The sequence below is a fragment of the Acinetobacter sp. IK23 genome, from assembly GCF_035615275.1.
GTDB classification, from domain to species: Bacteria; Pseudomonadota; Gammaproteobacteria; order Pseudomonadales; family Moraxellaceae; genus Acinetobacter; species Acinetobacter seifertii.
Window position 1 is genome coordinate 1 of sequence record NZ_JANBNX010000043.1, and the last position, 17092, is coordinate 17092.

11 protein-coding genes and 1 pseudogene are annotated in these 17092 nt (G+C 37.5%); 6 read left to right on the top strand and 6 right to left on the bottom strand.

The window, feature by feature from the left end:
• Nucleotides 1-151: 151 nt before the first annotated feature.
• Nucleotides 152-784: a class I SAM-dependent methyltransferase gene (locus MSG95_RS18055; RefSeq protein ID WP_324645172.1), complete on the bottom strand. Its 633-nt coding sequence runs from the start codon at nt 782-784 to the stop codon at nt 152-154.
• Between the two features lie 785 nt (nt 785-1569).
• On the opposite strand from MSG95_RS18055, the gene MSG95_RS18060 reads away from it, so the two are divergent.
• The gene (locus MSG95_RS18060; protein ID WP_324645174.1) at nt 1570-1998 is read left to right on the top strand and encodes a hypothetical protein; all 429 of its coding nucleotides are present in this window, start codon (nt 1570-1572) and stop codon (nt 1996-1998) included.
• Between the two features lie 149 nt (nt 1999-2147).
• Here the strand turns inward: MSG95_RS18060 and MSG95_RS18065 are convergent.
• The 5 genes and pseudogenes from MSG95_RS18065 to MSG95_RS18085 all read right to left on the bottom strand — a co-directional run.
• A pseudogene (locus MSG95_RS18065) lies at nt 2148-3022 on the bottom strand (IS3 family transposase); the annotation flags it as partial.
• Nucleotides 3023-3074: 52 nt separating this feature from the next.
• Nucleotides 3075-3602, bottom strand: coding sequence for a cupin domain-containing protein (locus MSG95_RS18070; RefSeq protein ID WP_324624816.1), 528 nt, complete (start codon nt 3600-3602; stop codon nt 3075-3077).
• A 20-nt stretch (nt 3603-3622) separates the two neighbouring features.
• Entirely contained in the window at nt 3623-5335 is a 1713-nt protein-coding gene (locus tag MSG95_RS18075; protein ID WP_324624815.1) for an FAD/NAD(P)-binding protein, read from the bottom strand.
• A gap of 49 nt (nt 5336-5384) precedes the next feature.
• Nucleotides 5385-6665 carry a pyridoxal phosphate-dependent aminotransferase gene (locus MSG95_RS18080; RefSeq protein ID WP_324624814.1) on the bottom strand — a complete coding sequence of 427 codons (1281 nt, stop codon included), beginning with the start codon at nt 6663-6665 and terminating at the stop codon, nt 5385-5387.
• Nucleotides 6666-6690: 25 nt separating this feature from the next.
• On the bottom strand, nt 6691-7473 hold the full coding sequence (locus MSG95_RS18085) for an iron-containing redox enzyme family protein (protein ID WP_309171644.1): 783 nt from the start codon (nt 7471-7473) through the stop codon (nt 6691-6693).
• A 178-nt stretch (nt 7474-7651) separates the two neighbouring features.
• Here MSG95_RS18085 and MSG95_RS18090 point away from each other — a divergent pair, with 178 nt between their 5' ends.
• From MSG95_RS18090 to MSG95_RS18115, 5 genes are all read left to right on the top strand, one after another.
• Nucleotides 7652-8410: a sulfite exporter TauE/SafE family protein gene (locus tag MSG95_RS18090; protein WP_004703552.1), complete on the top strand. Its 759-nt coding sequence runs from the start codon at nt 7652-7654 to the stop codon at nt 8408-8410.
• An 861-nt stretch (nt 8411-9271) separates the two neighbouring features.
• On the top strand, nt 9272-10804 hold the full coding sequence (locus tag MSG95_RS18095; RefSeq protein ID WP_420713562.1) for a TolC family outer membrane protein: 1533 nt from the start codon (nt 9272-9274) through the stop codon (nt 10802-10804).
• The gene (locus tag MSG95_RS18100) at nt 10801-12939 is read left to right on the top strand and encodes a type I secretion system permease/ATPase (protein ID WP_324624813.1); all 2139 of its coding nucleotides are present in this window, start codon (nt 10801-10803) and stop codon (nt 12937-12939) included. The genes MSG95_RS18095 and MSG95_RS18100 overlap by 4 nt, the downstream gene beginning before the upstream one ends.
• Nucleotides 12936-14132 carry an HlyD family efflux transporter periplasmic adaptor subunit gene (locus tag MSG95_RS18105; protein WP_324624812.1) on the top strand — a complete coding sequence of 399 codons (1197 nt, stop codon included), beginning with the start codon at nt 12936-12938 and terminating at the stop codon, nt 14130-14132. Before MSG95_RS18100 ends, MSG95_RS18105 begins: the two co-directional genes overlap by 4 nt.
• 379 nt (nt 14133-14511) lie before the next feature.
• The coding region (locus tag MSG95_RS18115; RefSeq protein ID WP_420714280.1) for an Ig-like domain-containing protein at nt 14512-17092 on the top strand (2581 nt) is incomplete at its 3' end.

A 17092-nucleotide genomic window follows, 5' to 3' on the forward strand; every position in this document is an offset into this window, starting at 1 on the left:
AGTTCTTTATCCGACATAGACACCAACATATCAAACAGTCCGCTTCAATAATCGCAAATACGCATATTCTAAAAGCGGACATTTTTACTTTGGAAAAACCGGACATTTCTATTTTGGAGTTACAAAAACATTTCGCATAAGGCGTATTATGTTAATTGTAGGAAACCTTAAAAGAACATAGAGCATTTTTTTCTTTTAAAATATTAATTTGAGTAAATCCTGCTAAAGATAACTCTTTTACATGTTCATCAACTGTCATATACAAATCATTATTTTTCATACCATTATCTGCAATAATATGATCTGTAACTATATATACCCCATTCTTATTTAATAAATGATCTCTAACTTGGGTATGAAAATTCTTAGCATAGGCCTTATGTCTTAATTCATGTAATGCTTGATGAATTATCACAATGTCATACTTTTCTTGTTCTACTATATGGAACCAATCAGAATCTTTAAAATTAGCAATGAGATACTTTGCTTTTGCATTCAATTTACCTAAATTTTCTCTTGATAATTGGTGCATAGCTTCTGAGAAATCTATTGCTGTATAACTAATATTTGATAAATTTTCTAATAAAACCTTTGCTAAATATCCTGGACCAGAACCTAATTCAAGAACTTTAGGGCTTTCAATACTTACCTTATTAATCTCATCCACATAAGCATCAAAAAATTCATATCTCCATGGACGTTTTATATTTACTTCAGCAGCCCACTCAGATGCGTCATTTAAATTTCTTAAATCAATAGGACTTTCTACCTCATTGATATTCATTTTTGCCCCTAGAATAGAATCTATTTTTCTAGAAAATGTTTTATCATTAATTTTTAAAAAATATCTAGCGATTTCTTCTATTTAACATAATGGCGGTTATACGAAGTCAATTATAAAAAGTTATTGTTTTTCAAATATTTAAAAAATTAGTCATGACTAAAAAATCGGTGGAAAGCCGACTTAGACACATGTCGCCTGCTTTTTAAGCACTTTTGTCACTTTTAGCCAATAAAATTGGTTGAAAAATGCTCAAAATTTCAGTTTTTCTTGATTTCTAAAGACTCTCATTTCTGAAATTATCCCCATTTCCTGCGGACAAATATCGGGATAATTTGAGGATATGTCCATGTACGTTCTGGCGTACAACAATTCAGGAAAATTGCCAATAGGCACATTTAGCTCAATTTCCTATTATGGATTCATCGAGAACAGGATGTTCCATATAACAACAATAAGATCAGCGACAGAACGCGAGGGATGACAGGAGTTGACCCTAGTACCAAATACGAAAAACCCCCGACAGGATGTCGGGGTTTTTTATTGTCTCATGATTTTAAATCAGGCTTGGATGTGCATCTAGAATACAAATCAAAGTTGCTGCTGGCCCTGTTGGATAAGTATTCAATTTTAATATTTGAGTATTAATTAGTAATTAGCTAATATTTTTAGTTATTAAATGGTATATTCTTTTTCAGAAAAGTAAGATACTAAAGTGACTTATGGTAAAAATTTTATTAAAAATCAAATTTATTTTAACTATACTTGCTATAAGTGGATGTTCAACTATGAGCAAAGTTGAACCTTCAAAGCATCATACAGATATAGAGATGTCTTTTTTCAATCATTTATTTAAAAATAATTCAGCAACCTTCAAGAATGAACCAAAGACTGCTTACTGTGTAGGATTAACTGATAATCAAGGGCGAATTAGAGACATAAATAAATCTACATTGATTGCACTAAACCAAAAACAATCTAATCATGTTGTTAACTACTCTGAGTGTGAAGTTAAAGACAAAGTGATAAGTAAAAGTGATAATTCATTAGCAATCCTTTTTACAATTTCGAATATACAGTGTTCAAGCAGAACTGATTGTATTATTAAAGGTGGATACTACGAAGGGAATTTAAGTTCTCAGATAAACACTTATTTAGCTAAAGAATTAGATGGTAAGTGGGAGTTCAGTGTAGTTGAATTTGGCCCTGTATCTTAGCAAAAAATCTTTTATACGAATCAAAAAATGAGGGACTTTAACTCCCATTTTTTACTATATTTTTTAAATTTTTATCGTTTGAAGTTAGGCTGTTTAAATTGCTAGTTCGCTATGGCTTCCTAAGCGAACTATGAATAGCCACCAAAATTCTAGACACACATAACCATCTTTTGATGGGCTTTTTCATAATCTAATGGAGAACGTTGTCCATTGGAACCATGTCGTCGTTTTGAGTTATAAAACATTTCAATATATTCAAATATGTCTGCTCTAGCCTCTGATCTTGATACGTAAATTTTCTTCTTAATACGCTCTCGCTTTAGCAACTGAAAGAAGCTCTCAGCAACAGCATTATCATGGCAATTTCCTCTTCTGCTCATACTGCTTTCCAGATTATGATGCTTGAGAAAAGCTTGCCATTCATGACTCGTATATTGACTGCCTTGGTCTGAGTGAATGAGTACTTTATGCTTCGGCTTCCTTCGCCATAGAGCCATCAGTAATGCATCTAAAACCAGGTCTGTAGTCATTCTCGATTTCATAGACCAGCCAACCACAAGGCGCGAAAATAAATCAATCACCACCGCAAGATATAACCAGCCTTCATGTGTACGAATATAGGTGATATCAGTAACCCACCGCTGATTAGGCTGAGTTGGATTAAACTGCCGGTCTAAAGTGTTTGTGGAGACAATACTTGGCATACCAGCATAAGCTCTAGGCTTGCGATAGCCACGCTGTGATTTAAGCCCATCCGCTTTCATCAGTCGATATACCCGATTAATTCCACAGCCTTCACCGATATCTTTTAAATCACAGTGAATCTTGCGATAGCCATAAACTCCACCAGATTCGAGCCAGAACTGTTTAATGAGACCTGAAAGCTGTTGCCGTTTCTTAGCAGTCTCACTGATGGGTTGCTTTAACCATGCGTAATAGCCGCTGTGATGAACATCTAAAGTTGAACACAAACGACGGATTGGCCAGATACGCTGGTGTCCCGAATAAAGGCATACCTCACTTGGGAGCCTGCTTGAATATATAACGATGCTTTGCATGACTAACACGCAGGTGGATTAAGCAAAAAAGTACGATTTCTCTGGAAATTTTAACTTATATCCATTCTGCAAAAATACTTCTAATGCTTGAATAATGTCGGCTTGTTCCTCGGTACTAATTTCCTTTTTTCTATTGTTTTTAAAGTCTTCAATAATATATTGAATGTCAGCGTTATAGTCCTTAATAAAAATATCTGAACTCAGTCGAGTTTTAGGTTCAATATTGGCAAGTAGTGGTTCTATTTCTTCAATATTTTTAAAAAATTCAATACTAAACTCTCCAATTTGCAGAATGATATAACGGCTTTCAACCTCAATATCTTTATTTGCAAATCTGTGTCTAACATTGGGGGGAATTTGAAAAAAGTTCCCCTGATTAACAATATATTTCTGCTGCAAATCTGGTAACTCAACCTGAATAGCACCTTTTGAGCAGTACACAAGATCGGGGATATGAGTATGCTTATGAAACGGAAACAGGCTATCTTTTAAATTGCACAGCACTATCCTAATATCGCGGTCATAACAAAACTGATGCATTTCCATTGATCATTTTCCTCGTCCGATTAACTAATTTTATAGAGTTGTTCTGGCGTAAATATGGGTTCACTCAGATGCTTTTGAAACAATTCAACCCAATCAGCCGAGACAGAATCAGCCGCATCAACAATCGCTTTGGAAAAGTTACGTTCATTCTGCCAGTATCGGGTAAGCACACCAAAAGAGTAAAAATACTCTGAGGGCTTTATAAATCCTCTACGGTTTTCCATCAGTTTGTAGGTCTCGAAACCATCCAGCATTAAACCTCCAGTGTTATATTCATCCTCCATATTCGGGACAATATTCTTTTGCTCTAACAATGATTTAACCAATGCTGAGGGATGTTTATAGATATCAAAGTCTTGACTGATCGTATTCACCACAAGATTAAAATCAAATGAATGCCCTAGCTCATCAGTGAGCTGTACATGGTTATCCATTATTTTTAGAGGTTTACTGTTATAGCCAAGTTTAAGTGATTGCAGTAGACCAGCTTCAAATAGGCATTTCAGCTTTTGTGCATTTTCCAGTGGAATTGGTACGGCAAGGCGAATGAATAAGTGATCAAATTCTTGGTCGTAGCGTTTTTTATCATGACTGCTTAAATAGCGGTAAAACTTCATTCTTCGTACTTTAAGAATGATCATATTAATTAAGTCATTAAGCTCTTGATGCTCCAGATCATATTTCAACTTTTCATAAGCATTGGCAAATTTCAAGTTGCACAAATCATTGAATGACACTTCACCGTTAGTTGCATTTTTAAGCTCAAGATCAAGCAGATGAAGAAGATCATCTAGTGATAAAACCTGATTTAAGTGCTGCTGCAACTCAGGGAAAGATTCATGAGTGAAATACTTAAAGTCATAGTTAGGTTTATTGCCTCGTACCGCAGGGAAGTATCCTGAACGACTAACAACATAGGCTTTGAAGTTTTCATCTGTCACGGCCTTCTGATAGCTTGAGAAGGCCCCGTTTTCATTTACAAACGATCCTTCGCTAAATAGAGTGATGACGGTATCAACGCCACTAGGGCCCATACCGCGAACAAGAACATTTGGCTTATGATCTTGTCTCATAATGTCATTAAGTCTGATTAAGACTTTTTGAAAAGGATATGGTTTTACGAATAAACTGTGTTCGGAGTCTAAACGACTTGCAGTCCAGTGTCCGATAGTCAGCAACAGCTTAGAAAACCCTTTTAATTCAATGGTTCGATTTAAGTTTTGATTCTTAATAACGAGATTATAACCGCCTTTAGCCTCGTAGCCATCGATAGCTTCATAGCCATCGTAAACTTCAACTTTTATACGATTTAATTTGGCTAACTCTAAGTATTTTTTAAATCTATCATTCAGATAGATACCAAACAAAGCTCTAGGATAAAAAGCGTTAGGATCGGGGAAGACTTGCAGTTCACCTGCTAAAGATTTCTTATAAACTAGGTGGGGGTAATGAGTCATCAGATGGTTTTTATTTTCTGCCATCCAATCCACAAAGTCGTTATCCCAAAGCGACATTGAATGGGCAGGGTTATTACACAAATGGCCAGCCAATAATTCGTCTTTGTCGTATGGATTCCCATGTCCCATAGATTCACGCATTTCAACAAGAGTAATAGAGCATGACTTATGATCAATCTCTTGATTTAGTAATTTTTTTACAAAGCTAATGAAGGTACATGTACCTGAGAATCCCATTCCAATGATACAGAACTTTTTCAAAGTAATATCGTCCATAAAAATGTAAATTCAGGAAGTTAAAAATTAACTTCCTGAATAATATGAGTTAGTTCAATTTCTGAAGGGCTTCTTTAATACGTGCTGCGGCTGCTTTTAGAGTCACTGGATCACGTCCGCAATTCATGCGTATGTAATGTCGGAGGCTATCGATGTTTTCACCAAAATGCATGCCTCCAATAGAAGCAACTTTTGCTGTTTCCAAAAGATATTGATCGGCTGAATCAAATCCTAGCTTTTGGATTTTGTCGCCATACTTTGACAAGTCCAAGAATAAGAAAAATCCACCTTCAGGTTCAGTCACTTCTAGACCAGTGCAGCTTTTCAAGTCTTCAATGAATGACTGCATGTTTTGTCTTGCCACTACCGCACGTTTCTTTGCAACGTCATCCATGTATTCTTGCATTGCTTCATGTGTCGCAATTTGGGCATAAGTCGAAGCAAATGAGTTTAAGTTTACTTGTACCTTTTCCATAACTTTAATCAGTTTGTCCGAAGCACAAATATATCCAGATCGGTCGCCGTGCATTCCATAGGTTTTACCGGGACCAGTGATATAAATGGTGTAGTCCCACATGGAGTGTGTTTGGTCTTTAAACTGCTGGGTAATATTTGAAATGTTTGCAGGCTTAGTATTCAAAATATGTGATTCATACGGACAATCAAAAAGCACATAGATTGGACTTAGACCTTTTGATAAACGTTCGGAATTTGCAGTCAAAATTACTTTTGAAATCGACTCTAATTCATCACGAGTATAAATTTTGCCAGAAGGGTTTAGGCAGTCACCAAGAATGATAATTTTGGTCTTATCAGTAATGGTTTTTTCTAACTCAACTACATCAATCGCTTGGTTATAAAAGTCTTTGACATAGATTGGTTTAGCTTTACCTAAGTGCAATTCAATCATGTCTGCGTAATGAGGCCAGTTTGGTACTGGGTAAATCACTTCATCGTCTGGATTTATAAGTGTATGAAATACCACGGTGATAGCACCTTTAATACCACCAGGAGTGACCATGATTTCAGTATCTGGATTGAAGCTGATGTCTCGTAAACGCTTCACACGCTCAGCAATAGCCTTTCGTAAGAAAGGGAAGCCTTTAACTGGGGCAAACTCATGGATAATTGCAGCATTATTTGAAATATAACTCTTAACTGCATCATCAATACCGCTATTGGTTTTTTCATCCAAAGTACCAATACTTAAATCAATGACCTGATCATCTGCGCTAGACTTTTTATTTAATTCTAAAATTTTTGCCTTAGTTCCGTGTGTAATTGATTCACGTAAATTCAAGGCTGCTTGTGAAATACCTAAGTTTTGCATTGTGAAATCTCAAAATCCGTTTTAATTAAAGTGATACAGCTTGATCAAACATTGCATTCCACATCTTAAGCTGGGCTTTCAATGTTTCATTTGCACCAAACTTAATCTCATCAAGGTCTTCTTGGTTATTACAGTTGTTATGGACACACTGTTTAGCATCTTGAGCATGACGATCTTCGACGCCATTTTCGATATGGGCGTTAAAATAGACCTCAACTTTCTTAACGAATTCATTTGGATCAAGGTTTTTGTTATTGAATCGGAACGCTTCACGGAATACGGTAAGCATCTTATCAGCATGGTTTTCTAGAGCCATGACTGCTCCCAACATGCGAGGATAACTACCCGTAATCAAACCTTGGATAGTATCTCGATACTGCAATGTCTCTGCGATGATTCGATCACTATTCTTAGCCTGTTGAACCTTCATCTCTGGAAGATTGTATTCTGCGGCGCCAAATACATTCAGCGCATTCTCCATAAAGATTTCATGGCACTTGGCTTTTTCACCCATACCAGTTTCTTCACTTAAGATGTGAGTGAATAGGACTAGAGTGTCCATATCGTTTTCAAAAGCAGATCGCGAACATACATGAGCAATCCCTTTTACGGTTAGCTCGGTACGATAGAAGAAATTGTCACGAAATAAAATATATGATTCTGGCGTCCATGAAGTAGAAGTCAAATGCTTGAAATAATTGTTTTGGAAAATTTCATGATCATCCATTTTAGTAATGAATTCATCTAACTCAGCACTAATTGTTTCTTTACAATCAACATTTCCATTGATGATTACTTTAGAGTTCATTCTTGAATTTCCTTTTATAATGAAATTTATTTTTACAGCGAAATTTTTATAACAAAGAAATAATCAAAAAAAATGAGTATTAAATATTTTAATGTTTGATAAAATTATCTAATATTTATGTGATAATTTATATTTTAGTGTAGTTTGGCTTGGTTAAAAATCAAAAATGGAATTTTAAATGTATCTTTTAGAAGATTTTTCAGTACTGCAACTTTCAATAATGTTAATAACAATAGTATGCTCTTATATTATTTTTGGAATGGTGGGTTTTGGAACTGCATTAATTGCGAGTCCTGTATTACTTAACTTTTTGCCTCTCTCACAAATTATTCCACTATTAGCTTTACTAGATATGTTCGCTGCCATTTCAAATGTCATTAAAGATGGTAAGAAGGCAGACTTTTCTGAATTAAAATTTCTAATACCACTTATGTTTGTCGGTAGTTTTCTTGGCTTTATACTGCTGATGCGAGTTAATGCAAGTTACGCACTGCTAGCATTTGGTATATTTACTCTTTTATATGCGATTTACTCATTAAGTGGCTTTAAGCCACAGAAAAAACTAGAGAAAAAATTTGTTTTTCCTTTTGGGTTATCTGGTGGTTTCTTAGGAGCCATGTTTGGTAGCGGTGGGTTTTTATATGCGATTTACCTCAATGGGCGAATCGAAACTCCAGAAAAAATTCGTGTCACTCAAACAACATTGATTGGATGCAGTACGGTTTTTCGAGTCATTCTATTTACTACAGCAGGCGTGTATTTTTCGGATAACTTATTGTCACTTGCGCTTTTGTTTATCCCATCGATGTTGATAGGTGCGTTCATTGGTAAGCGAATTACACTCAAATTGTCTAAGCAGCAATTCTTGAAAATTATTAATTTTATTGTACTGCTATCTGGAATATCGATTATTGTTAAATACGCTTTAACAGTATAGATCCATTATTATGGGTATCTAAACTAATTGATTTAGATATTAATAATTTCACTCTTGAATTTATTTTATTTTTTAATAATGAAGGATGAAATACATATACTGCTTTATAGAAAATATTAATCAATACATTGATGCCTATAGTGGAATAAAATCAATTAATTAATATCCATTTATAAATTTTAATAAATACAAGCCAAGAAAAAACCGCTAATAGATAGCGGTTTTTTCGTAATTAACTAAGTCGAAACTTACCAGCTTAACGCACCACCAGTTTGGTAGTCAGTTACGCGAGTTTCAAAGAAGTTCTTCTCTTTAAAGCGGTGAGTTAAAAAGTCTGTATTAAGCTATTTCTATCTGACTTAAAAAACATCATTTTATGAGTATATAGGTGTGAAAAAGGAAGGGCGATTATTGGTGCTTCTTTTCAAGATATATTCTTTTTCTAAAAGTAATAGCGATTATTTTATTAATTTTATATGTTTTTAATCATATGTTTTAATTTTATTTAAATTAATGATTATTGATGATTTTAAATAAATAATATATCTTTGAAATATAACTTTTTTAGAGTTTATAGCCTACCACTTCCCCAAGTGGTAGGTTTTTTTTATTTAAATTTTTGTTGTTTTTGAGTTGTAGCTGTTTATTAGGTTTTAAATTTATATGTTTTAAATCTATTTTAATAATTTAAATTTTAATAAAATTAACAAGTTGTCTTATTTTTTTAAAAATTAATAATTTTTCACTTTATTTTTTTGAAAAGAAAACTATTCTAAAAATTATTTATTTAAGATATGGGGTTTAATAATTTTAAATGAGTTTTTTATTGTTTTAAAATATTTCAAGAGATTAGATTTTCTAATGAGTAAATTATCTTTTTCCCACAATGATTTTCAACTTATAATCAGATCGGGTACTAAATTATTTTTATATTTTTGTATTGCTTCTAGTGTTTCAATATCAATCACAAAGGCAGAAACCACGTCTGTTAACTCGGGAAAAAGTTTAACAAAAAAAGTTTCTCAACTCTTTAAACCTACATCGGATGAAAGCTACCGATCTGTCGATTTTCAAAAATTAAGCAATTTAGGATTTGATAAAAACCAATTTCAGCGGCTAGGAAATGATGGGAACTCTTTACCTGCTTCCACTGCTATGTGGAACAAACAAGTCAGTTTAATTGATGCAATTCAATATGCAATTCAACGAAACCCCAATATTTCTCAAGCTATTTCAACTTTAGCAAGCCAAAACGCAGGTATTGATTATGCCAAAGCTGGTTATTATCCCCAGCTTTCAGGTGGTATTACTACAGGTGATTTAAGTAGTGGTGAGCGAGGTAGACAGTTACTCACATTATCTGCGACTCAAATGGTTTATGATTTTGGTAAAGTTAAATCAGGTGTATCAGTTCAGCGCGCCAAAGTACAAGTCGAGCAGGCCAATGTGCTGGTCAGTATTGATGATATTGCACTTGATGTTGCGCAGTCGATCATCAATATTCAGCGCTATCTTCAATTAAATAAAATTGCCGAACAGCAAATTGCTGGTATCCAGCACATTCAGGAAATTGCCAATTTACGTGCAAATGCCGGTATTAGCAGCCAAGCTGATCCAGTTCAGGCACAAACATATTTAGAATCTGCACAGTCGACACTAATTGCTCAACAATCTTTATTGCGTCAGTACCAGCAACATCTAAGAACTCTGGTAGGTGTAGATGTTTTTAATAAGATGTGGGTTATCCCTGATGATCTGGTGAAACAATCGGGTCTCTACAGCGAACCTGAGTTTAATACCATTCCAAAAATGATCGCGGCTCAAGCCAATGTTGAAGTCGCTAAAGCCCAAAAGGAACAGACTCGTTTAACACGTTATCCAACCTTGTCTGTTAAAGGTTCCTTAAGTCAAGCCATCAATGGAAGAAATCCAAACAATAATGAAGATGACGGTCTATATAGTTCAGTCATGCTTGAAGCAAGTAGTCAGTTTTATCAAGGTGGGGCCATTTCTTCTCAGGTAAAAATGGCAAGTTATGCCGAAGAAGCTGCTAAATCTCAGGTCAATTCTGTTTATCTGGATGTTCTGGACCAGATCAGAACTAGCCGTGAGCAAATTGAAAATAAACAACGTCAAATGCAGGTGTTGACCAATCGTCAAGCCACAACGGTTCGTACACGTGAACTTTATCAAGAGCAGTACAAACTTGGTACGCGTTCATTGGTCGATTTATTGAATGCAGAACAGGCCATTCATAGTGCCAACTCAGAACTCGAGTCAGCACGTTACGACATCTACAACAGTATTGTTCAGTATATTTCGGCAACAGGACGTTCCCGCCAAGCTTATGGCTTAAATAATATTTCAATTCAGGGGTTCGAAGTACAACCATGATGACAAAAATAAATTACCAGCCCTGGTTGCAGGCGGTTTTAACGATTGCTAAACATTATCGAATTGAGCCTTCAGAAGAAAGAATCCGTTTACAACTTGACTGGAACCAGAATCAAAACCTTGATGATGTTTTGCAATTAATGACGCGTCAAGTTGGACTAAATTTACGTAAGGCACCATTTTCATTAGATTTACTTAATCCTTGGCGTCTGCCTATTATGGTCGAGTTTAACGATGGACAGGTCGGTGTTGTTGATAAAGCAGATACACAAGGAAATGTAAGTATTCAGTTTAGTGGAGATCAGGGACTTTCACAGAACGTGTCTTTAGGTGCTTTAAAAGATACGCTCAAAAATATTTATATTCTGCGTCCTGAGAGTTCTATCCCCGATGCACGTATTGACGAATATATCAAACCATATGAAGCAAGCTGGTTCTGGTCAATTGTACTCAGAGACTGGAAGCGCTACGTTGATATTATGTTTGCCTCACTTATTGCCAATGTCTTGGCACTGGCAACTATTGTTTTCTCAATGCAGGTCTATGACCGCGTTGTTCCATCACAGTCAATTCCAACCTTGTGGGTTCTTGCAGGCGGGGTACTCATTGCGGCACTTTTCGAATTTACCTTACGTGTAGCCAGAGTTTATTTATCTGATATTATTGGTAAACGTGCAGACTTACGGGTTTCTGACCGTGTATTTGGTCATGCATTAAGAATTAGAAATAAAGACCGTTCAAAGTCTACAGGTAGTTTTATTTCCCAGATTCGTGAGCTCGAAGGTGTTCGTGAACTGGTGACTTCTACCACCATTACTGCTATGGCAGATTTCCCTTTCTTTTTCCTGTTCCTCACCATTTTTGCGATTATTGGCGGGAAGTTGTTCTGGGTGATGTTGCTTGTTGTTCCTCTCATGATTTTGCCGGGTATTTTAGTACAGAAGAAGCTTGCACAATTGGCACAAGAGGGTATGAGAGAGTCTTCAATCCGTAACGCAATTCTTGTAGAAGCAGTGCAGGGTATTGAAGATATCAAGCTATTGCGTGCTGAAATGCGTTTCCAGAACCAGTGGAACCACATGAACGAGGTTTCAGCTGATATTGCTATGAGACAGCGTAAAATCGTTGGTACCTTAATGGCATGGACCCAAAAGATTCAAGGTTTGACATATGCATTTGTCGTTTTGGTGGGATGTTTTGCGGTAATGGATGGTGAAATGACGACAGGTGCGTTAGTGGCCTGTTCAATTTTATCTTCACGAATGTTGGCACCGATTAGTCATATCACAGGTGTTTTAGGGCGGTTACAGCAAGCGAAAGTTGCGAAACAAAGTTTAGATGAGCTTATGCAACGTCCGATTGATCAGCCGGAGCGTTCTCATCTGGTACATAAGGCTGTTTTAAATGGCGACTACGAATTAAAAAATGTCTTGTTTCAATATAGTGAGGATGAACCACGTCCGAGCCTTGCAGTTCGTCATTTAAAAATTCGTGCTGGTGAAAAAATTGCAATTTTGGGGCGTAATGGTGCAGGTAAATCGACACTACTTCAGCTTTTATCTGGTATGCAATTCCCTATTCAGGGTTCAGTGCATTTAGATGGTCTGGATCTTTCTTTAATTGACCCATCTGATGTACGTCGTGATATGGGCTTACTCAATCAGAATGCGCATCTGTTCTACGGTACGATTCGTGAAAACCTTACTTTGGGTGCGCCGCTTGCAACGGATGAAGAGATTCTTCGGGCTTTAGTGGTGACGGGTGCATTACCTTTTATTCAAGAGAAAAAAGAAGGATTAGATCATCTGATTTTAGAGGGGGGCGTTGGTTTCTCGGGTGGTCAGAAACAAGCATTGTTATTGGCCCGTTTATTGATTCGCCAACCTAATATGTTATTGCTCGATGAACCAACAGCAGCTATTGATGATGTAGCAGAGAAACAACTGATTGATCATTTAAAAGTATGGCTGGCTCATCGGACGTTGATTGTTGCGACCCACCGCCGAGCTGTTTTAGAACTGGTCGATCGTATTATTGTCGTGAATGAGGGTAAGATCGTGATGGATGGCCCAAGAGATCAGGTTCTTAATCAATCATTAGCCCAACAAAAACAAGTGCAAGGGGATAATTCATGAGCGAACCACAACAAGAGCAAGAACTTACTCGTTCAATGAATGTCTCTTATAGAGAGCCACCATTACCGCGTGCCAGTTTAGTGATCTGGATCGTGGGGATTGGTTTGGTTATTTTCTTTATCTGGGCATGGGTATTTAAACTTGAAGAAGTGTCTACCGGTACGGGTAAAGTGATTCCATCATCTAAAGAACAGGTTATCCAGTCTTTAGAAGGTGGAATTTTAACCAAGCTCAATGTACAAGAAGGCGATATTGTTCAAAAGGGCGAAATTCTTGCTCAATTAGACCCAACGCGTTTTGCGTCAAATGTGGGTGAGTCTAGATCTTTATTAATTGCAGCTCAGGCAACATCAGCGCGTTTGCGTGCGGAAGTCAATGGTACGCCATTGGTTTTTCCAGCAATTGTGATGAAAGAACCAAAACTTGTGCAAGAAGAAACAGCGCTATATGTATCTCGTAGAGCCAATCTAGAACAATCACTTGCAGGTTTTAAGCAAGCTTTACAACTGGTGCAACAAGAACTGGCGATGACAGAGCCGTTGGTTGCTAAAGGTGCAGCAAGTGAGGTGGAAGTTTTACGTTTACGCCGTGAAGCAAATGATTTGCAAAACAAAATGAATGATGTGCAGAACCAATATTATGTGCAGGCTCGTGAAGAGTTATCAAAAGCAAATACCGATAGTGAAACGCAACAACAAGTTGTACTGGGGCGTAGTGACAGCTTAGATCGTGCAGTGTTTAAAGCACCGGTACGTGGTGTTGTAAAAGAAATTGCGGTTACTACCCATGGTGGTGTTATTCCGCAAAACGGTAAATTGATGACGATTGTTCCAATTGATGAGCAGCTACTTATTGAAGCGCGTATTTTACCGCGTGACATTGCCTTTATTCGTCCGGGTCAAGAAGCGCTGGTTAAGATCACAGCTTATGACTATTCAATTTATGGTGGTTTAAAAGGTAAGGTTACGGTTATTTCACCGGACACAATTCGTGATGAAGTTAAACAAGACCAATTCTATTATCGTGTTTATATCCGAACTGATTCCGACAAGCTTTATAATAAAGAAGGTAAAGCTTTTGGTATTACACCGGGTATGGTGGCAACAGTAGATATTCGTACGGGTGAAAAAACAGTACTAGATTACTTGCTTAAACCTTTTAATAAAGCAAAGGAAGCATTAAGAGAAAGATAAATAAAAATATATCTATATAGCTTTTAAATATTTAAAAGCTATATAGATAATAATAAACATAATATCTTGTTTTAAATATGTGGTTTTTATTGGTTGTGTTTTAAAACATAAAAAAATTAAAAGCATATTTTCGTTTTAATATGATCATAATTATTTGAAAATTAATAATTAATAATTTAGGTTTTGTTTTGATTAATAAGTAAACTTATTTTTACTGTTTTTTTTGTGATGAAATTCATGTTTATAATTTGTTTTTGCGTTGAGGTTGACCTTTATTTTATCTAATTTACTCCTTAATTTGGGCTCTTCTTATTTAATAAGATTTAAGAGCTCTAAATTGGATTGGTTTAATTAAATAATCCTACGAAGGGGAATAAATATGTCTGAGATAAGGGTGGTTTCTAAGGAGAGTCATGAAACCTTAGAAATTACGACAAAGGATACAGTCTCTCTTTCTGAAGCATCAGTTATTTTAATAAAAGTAAATAAAGATGATGTTTCTGAAATTAGACAAGACGGTAGAAATGCAATTATTACTTTAAAAAATGGTGAAAAAATAGTAATAGTTGATTTCTTTAATGATAGTAATTATTCAACAGATAATAGTTTAGTTTTCGAAGATGATAATCATAAGTTATTGTGGGTACAGTTTACTGATGCCAACGGTGCATTATTAGAACATATTACTTATAGTTATATCGATAGTATTGAACCACTACTTTATCATGATGGAGCTGCATCTCCATGGGCATGGTTATCTGTACCGTTAACCGCAGCAGGAATTCTGTGGTGGGCTCATAATAGCGATGATAAAACAGATGACACAAAACAAAAAGATACGACGGCTCCAGATGCTCCACTTATAGATTTAATTAACGGCAAAGACCCGATTACAGGTAAAGCAGAACCAGGCTCAACAGTAAAAGTCACGTTCCCTGATGGCACAACAGCAACAGTTGTGGCGGGTACAGATGGTAGCTGGACAGTACCAAATCCAGGTCTTAAAGATGGTGATGAAGTTAAGGCAACGGCAACTGATCCGGCAGGTAATACCTCACCACCGGCCACGCAAATTGTTGATGCTATCGCGCCGAACGCGCCAGAGATTGATCCAATCAATGGTACAGATCCGATTACAGGTAAAGCAGAACCAGGCTCAACAGTAACAGTCACGTTCCCTGATGGTACAACAGCAACAGTTGTGGTGGGTACAGATGGTAGCTGGACAGTACCAAATCCAGGTCTTAAAGATGGCGATGAAGTTAAGGCAACGGCAACTGATCCGGCAGGTAATACCTCACCACCGGCAACAGAGATTGTTGATGCTATCGCACCGAACGCGCCAGAGATTGATCCAATCAATGGTACAGATCCGATTACAGGTACGGCAGAACCAGGCTCAACAGTAACAGTCACGTTCCCTGATGGCACAACAGCAACAGTTGTGGTGGGTACAGATGGTAGCTGGACAGTACCAAACCCTGGTTTGAATGATGGCGATGAAGTTAAGGCAACAGCGACTGATCCGGCAGGTAATACCTCACCACCGGCAACAGAGGTTGTTGATGCTATCGCACCAAACGCGCCAGAGATTGATCCAATCAATGGTACAGATCCGATTACAGGTACGGCAGAACCAGGCTCAACAGTAACAGTCACGTTCCCTGATGGCACAACAGCAACAGTTGTGGTGGGTACAGATGGCAGCTGGACAGTACCAAATCCAGGTCTTAAAGATGGTGATGAAGTTAAGGCAACGGCAACTGATCCGGCAGGTAATACATCACCACCAGCAACAGAGGTTGTTGATGCTATCGCACCGAACGCGCCAGAGATTGATCCAATCAATGGTACAGATCCGATTACAGGTACGGCAGAACCAGGCTCAACAGTAACAGTCACGCTCCCAGATGGCACAACAGCAACAGTTGTGGCGGGTACAGATGGTAGCTGGACAGTACCAAATCCAGGTCTTAAAGATGGCGATGAAGTTAAGGCAACAGCGACTGATCCGGCAGGTAATACATCACCACCGGCAACAGAGGTTGTTGATGCTATCGCGCCGAACGCGCCAGAGATTGATCCAATCAATGGTACAGATCCGATTACAGGTACGGCAGAACCAGGCTCAACAGTAACAGTCACGTTCCCTGATGGTACAACAGCAACAGTTGTGGTGGGTACAGATGGTAGCTGGACAGTACCAAATCCAGGTCTTAAAGATGGCGATGAAGTTAAGGCAACGGCAACTGATCCGGCAGGTAATACCTCACCACCGGCAACAGAGATTGTTGACGCTGTAGCGCCGACTGTAACGTTTGATGAATTATCTAGTCATGATAATACACCTACATTAACTGGTACTGTAGATGACCCTACTGCGAAAGTGATTGTAACTGTAGATGGTGTAGAGTACACAGCCGTAAATAACGGTGATGGAACATGGACACTAGCAGATAACACGCTACCTGCTTTAAGTGATGGATCACATACAATCCTTGTGACTGCTACTGATACGGCGGGTAATAAAGGCTCTACAACAGGTACATTAATCATTATCGGTGAATCTGATTCTGACAGTGACTCAGACTCTGACAGCGACTCAGACTCTGACAGTGACTCAGACTCTGACAGTGACTCAGACTCTGACAGTGACTCAGACTCTGATAGCGACTCTGATTCTGATAGCGACTCTGATTCTGATAGCGACTCAGATTCTGACAGCGACTCTGATAGCGACAGCGATTCTGATTCTGACAGCGATTCTGACTCTGACAGTGACTCTGATTCTGACAGCGACTCAGATTCTGATAGCGACTCTGATTCTGACAGTGACTCTGATTCTGACTCCGACAGTGACTCTGATTCTGATAGCGACAGCGATTCTGATTCTGACAGCGACTCTGATTCTGACAGCGACTCTGACTCTGATAGCGACAGCGACTCTGACAGCGACTCGG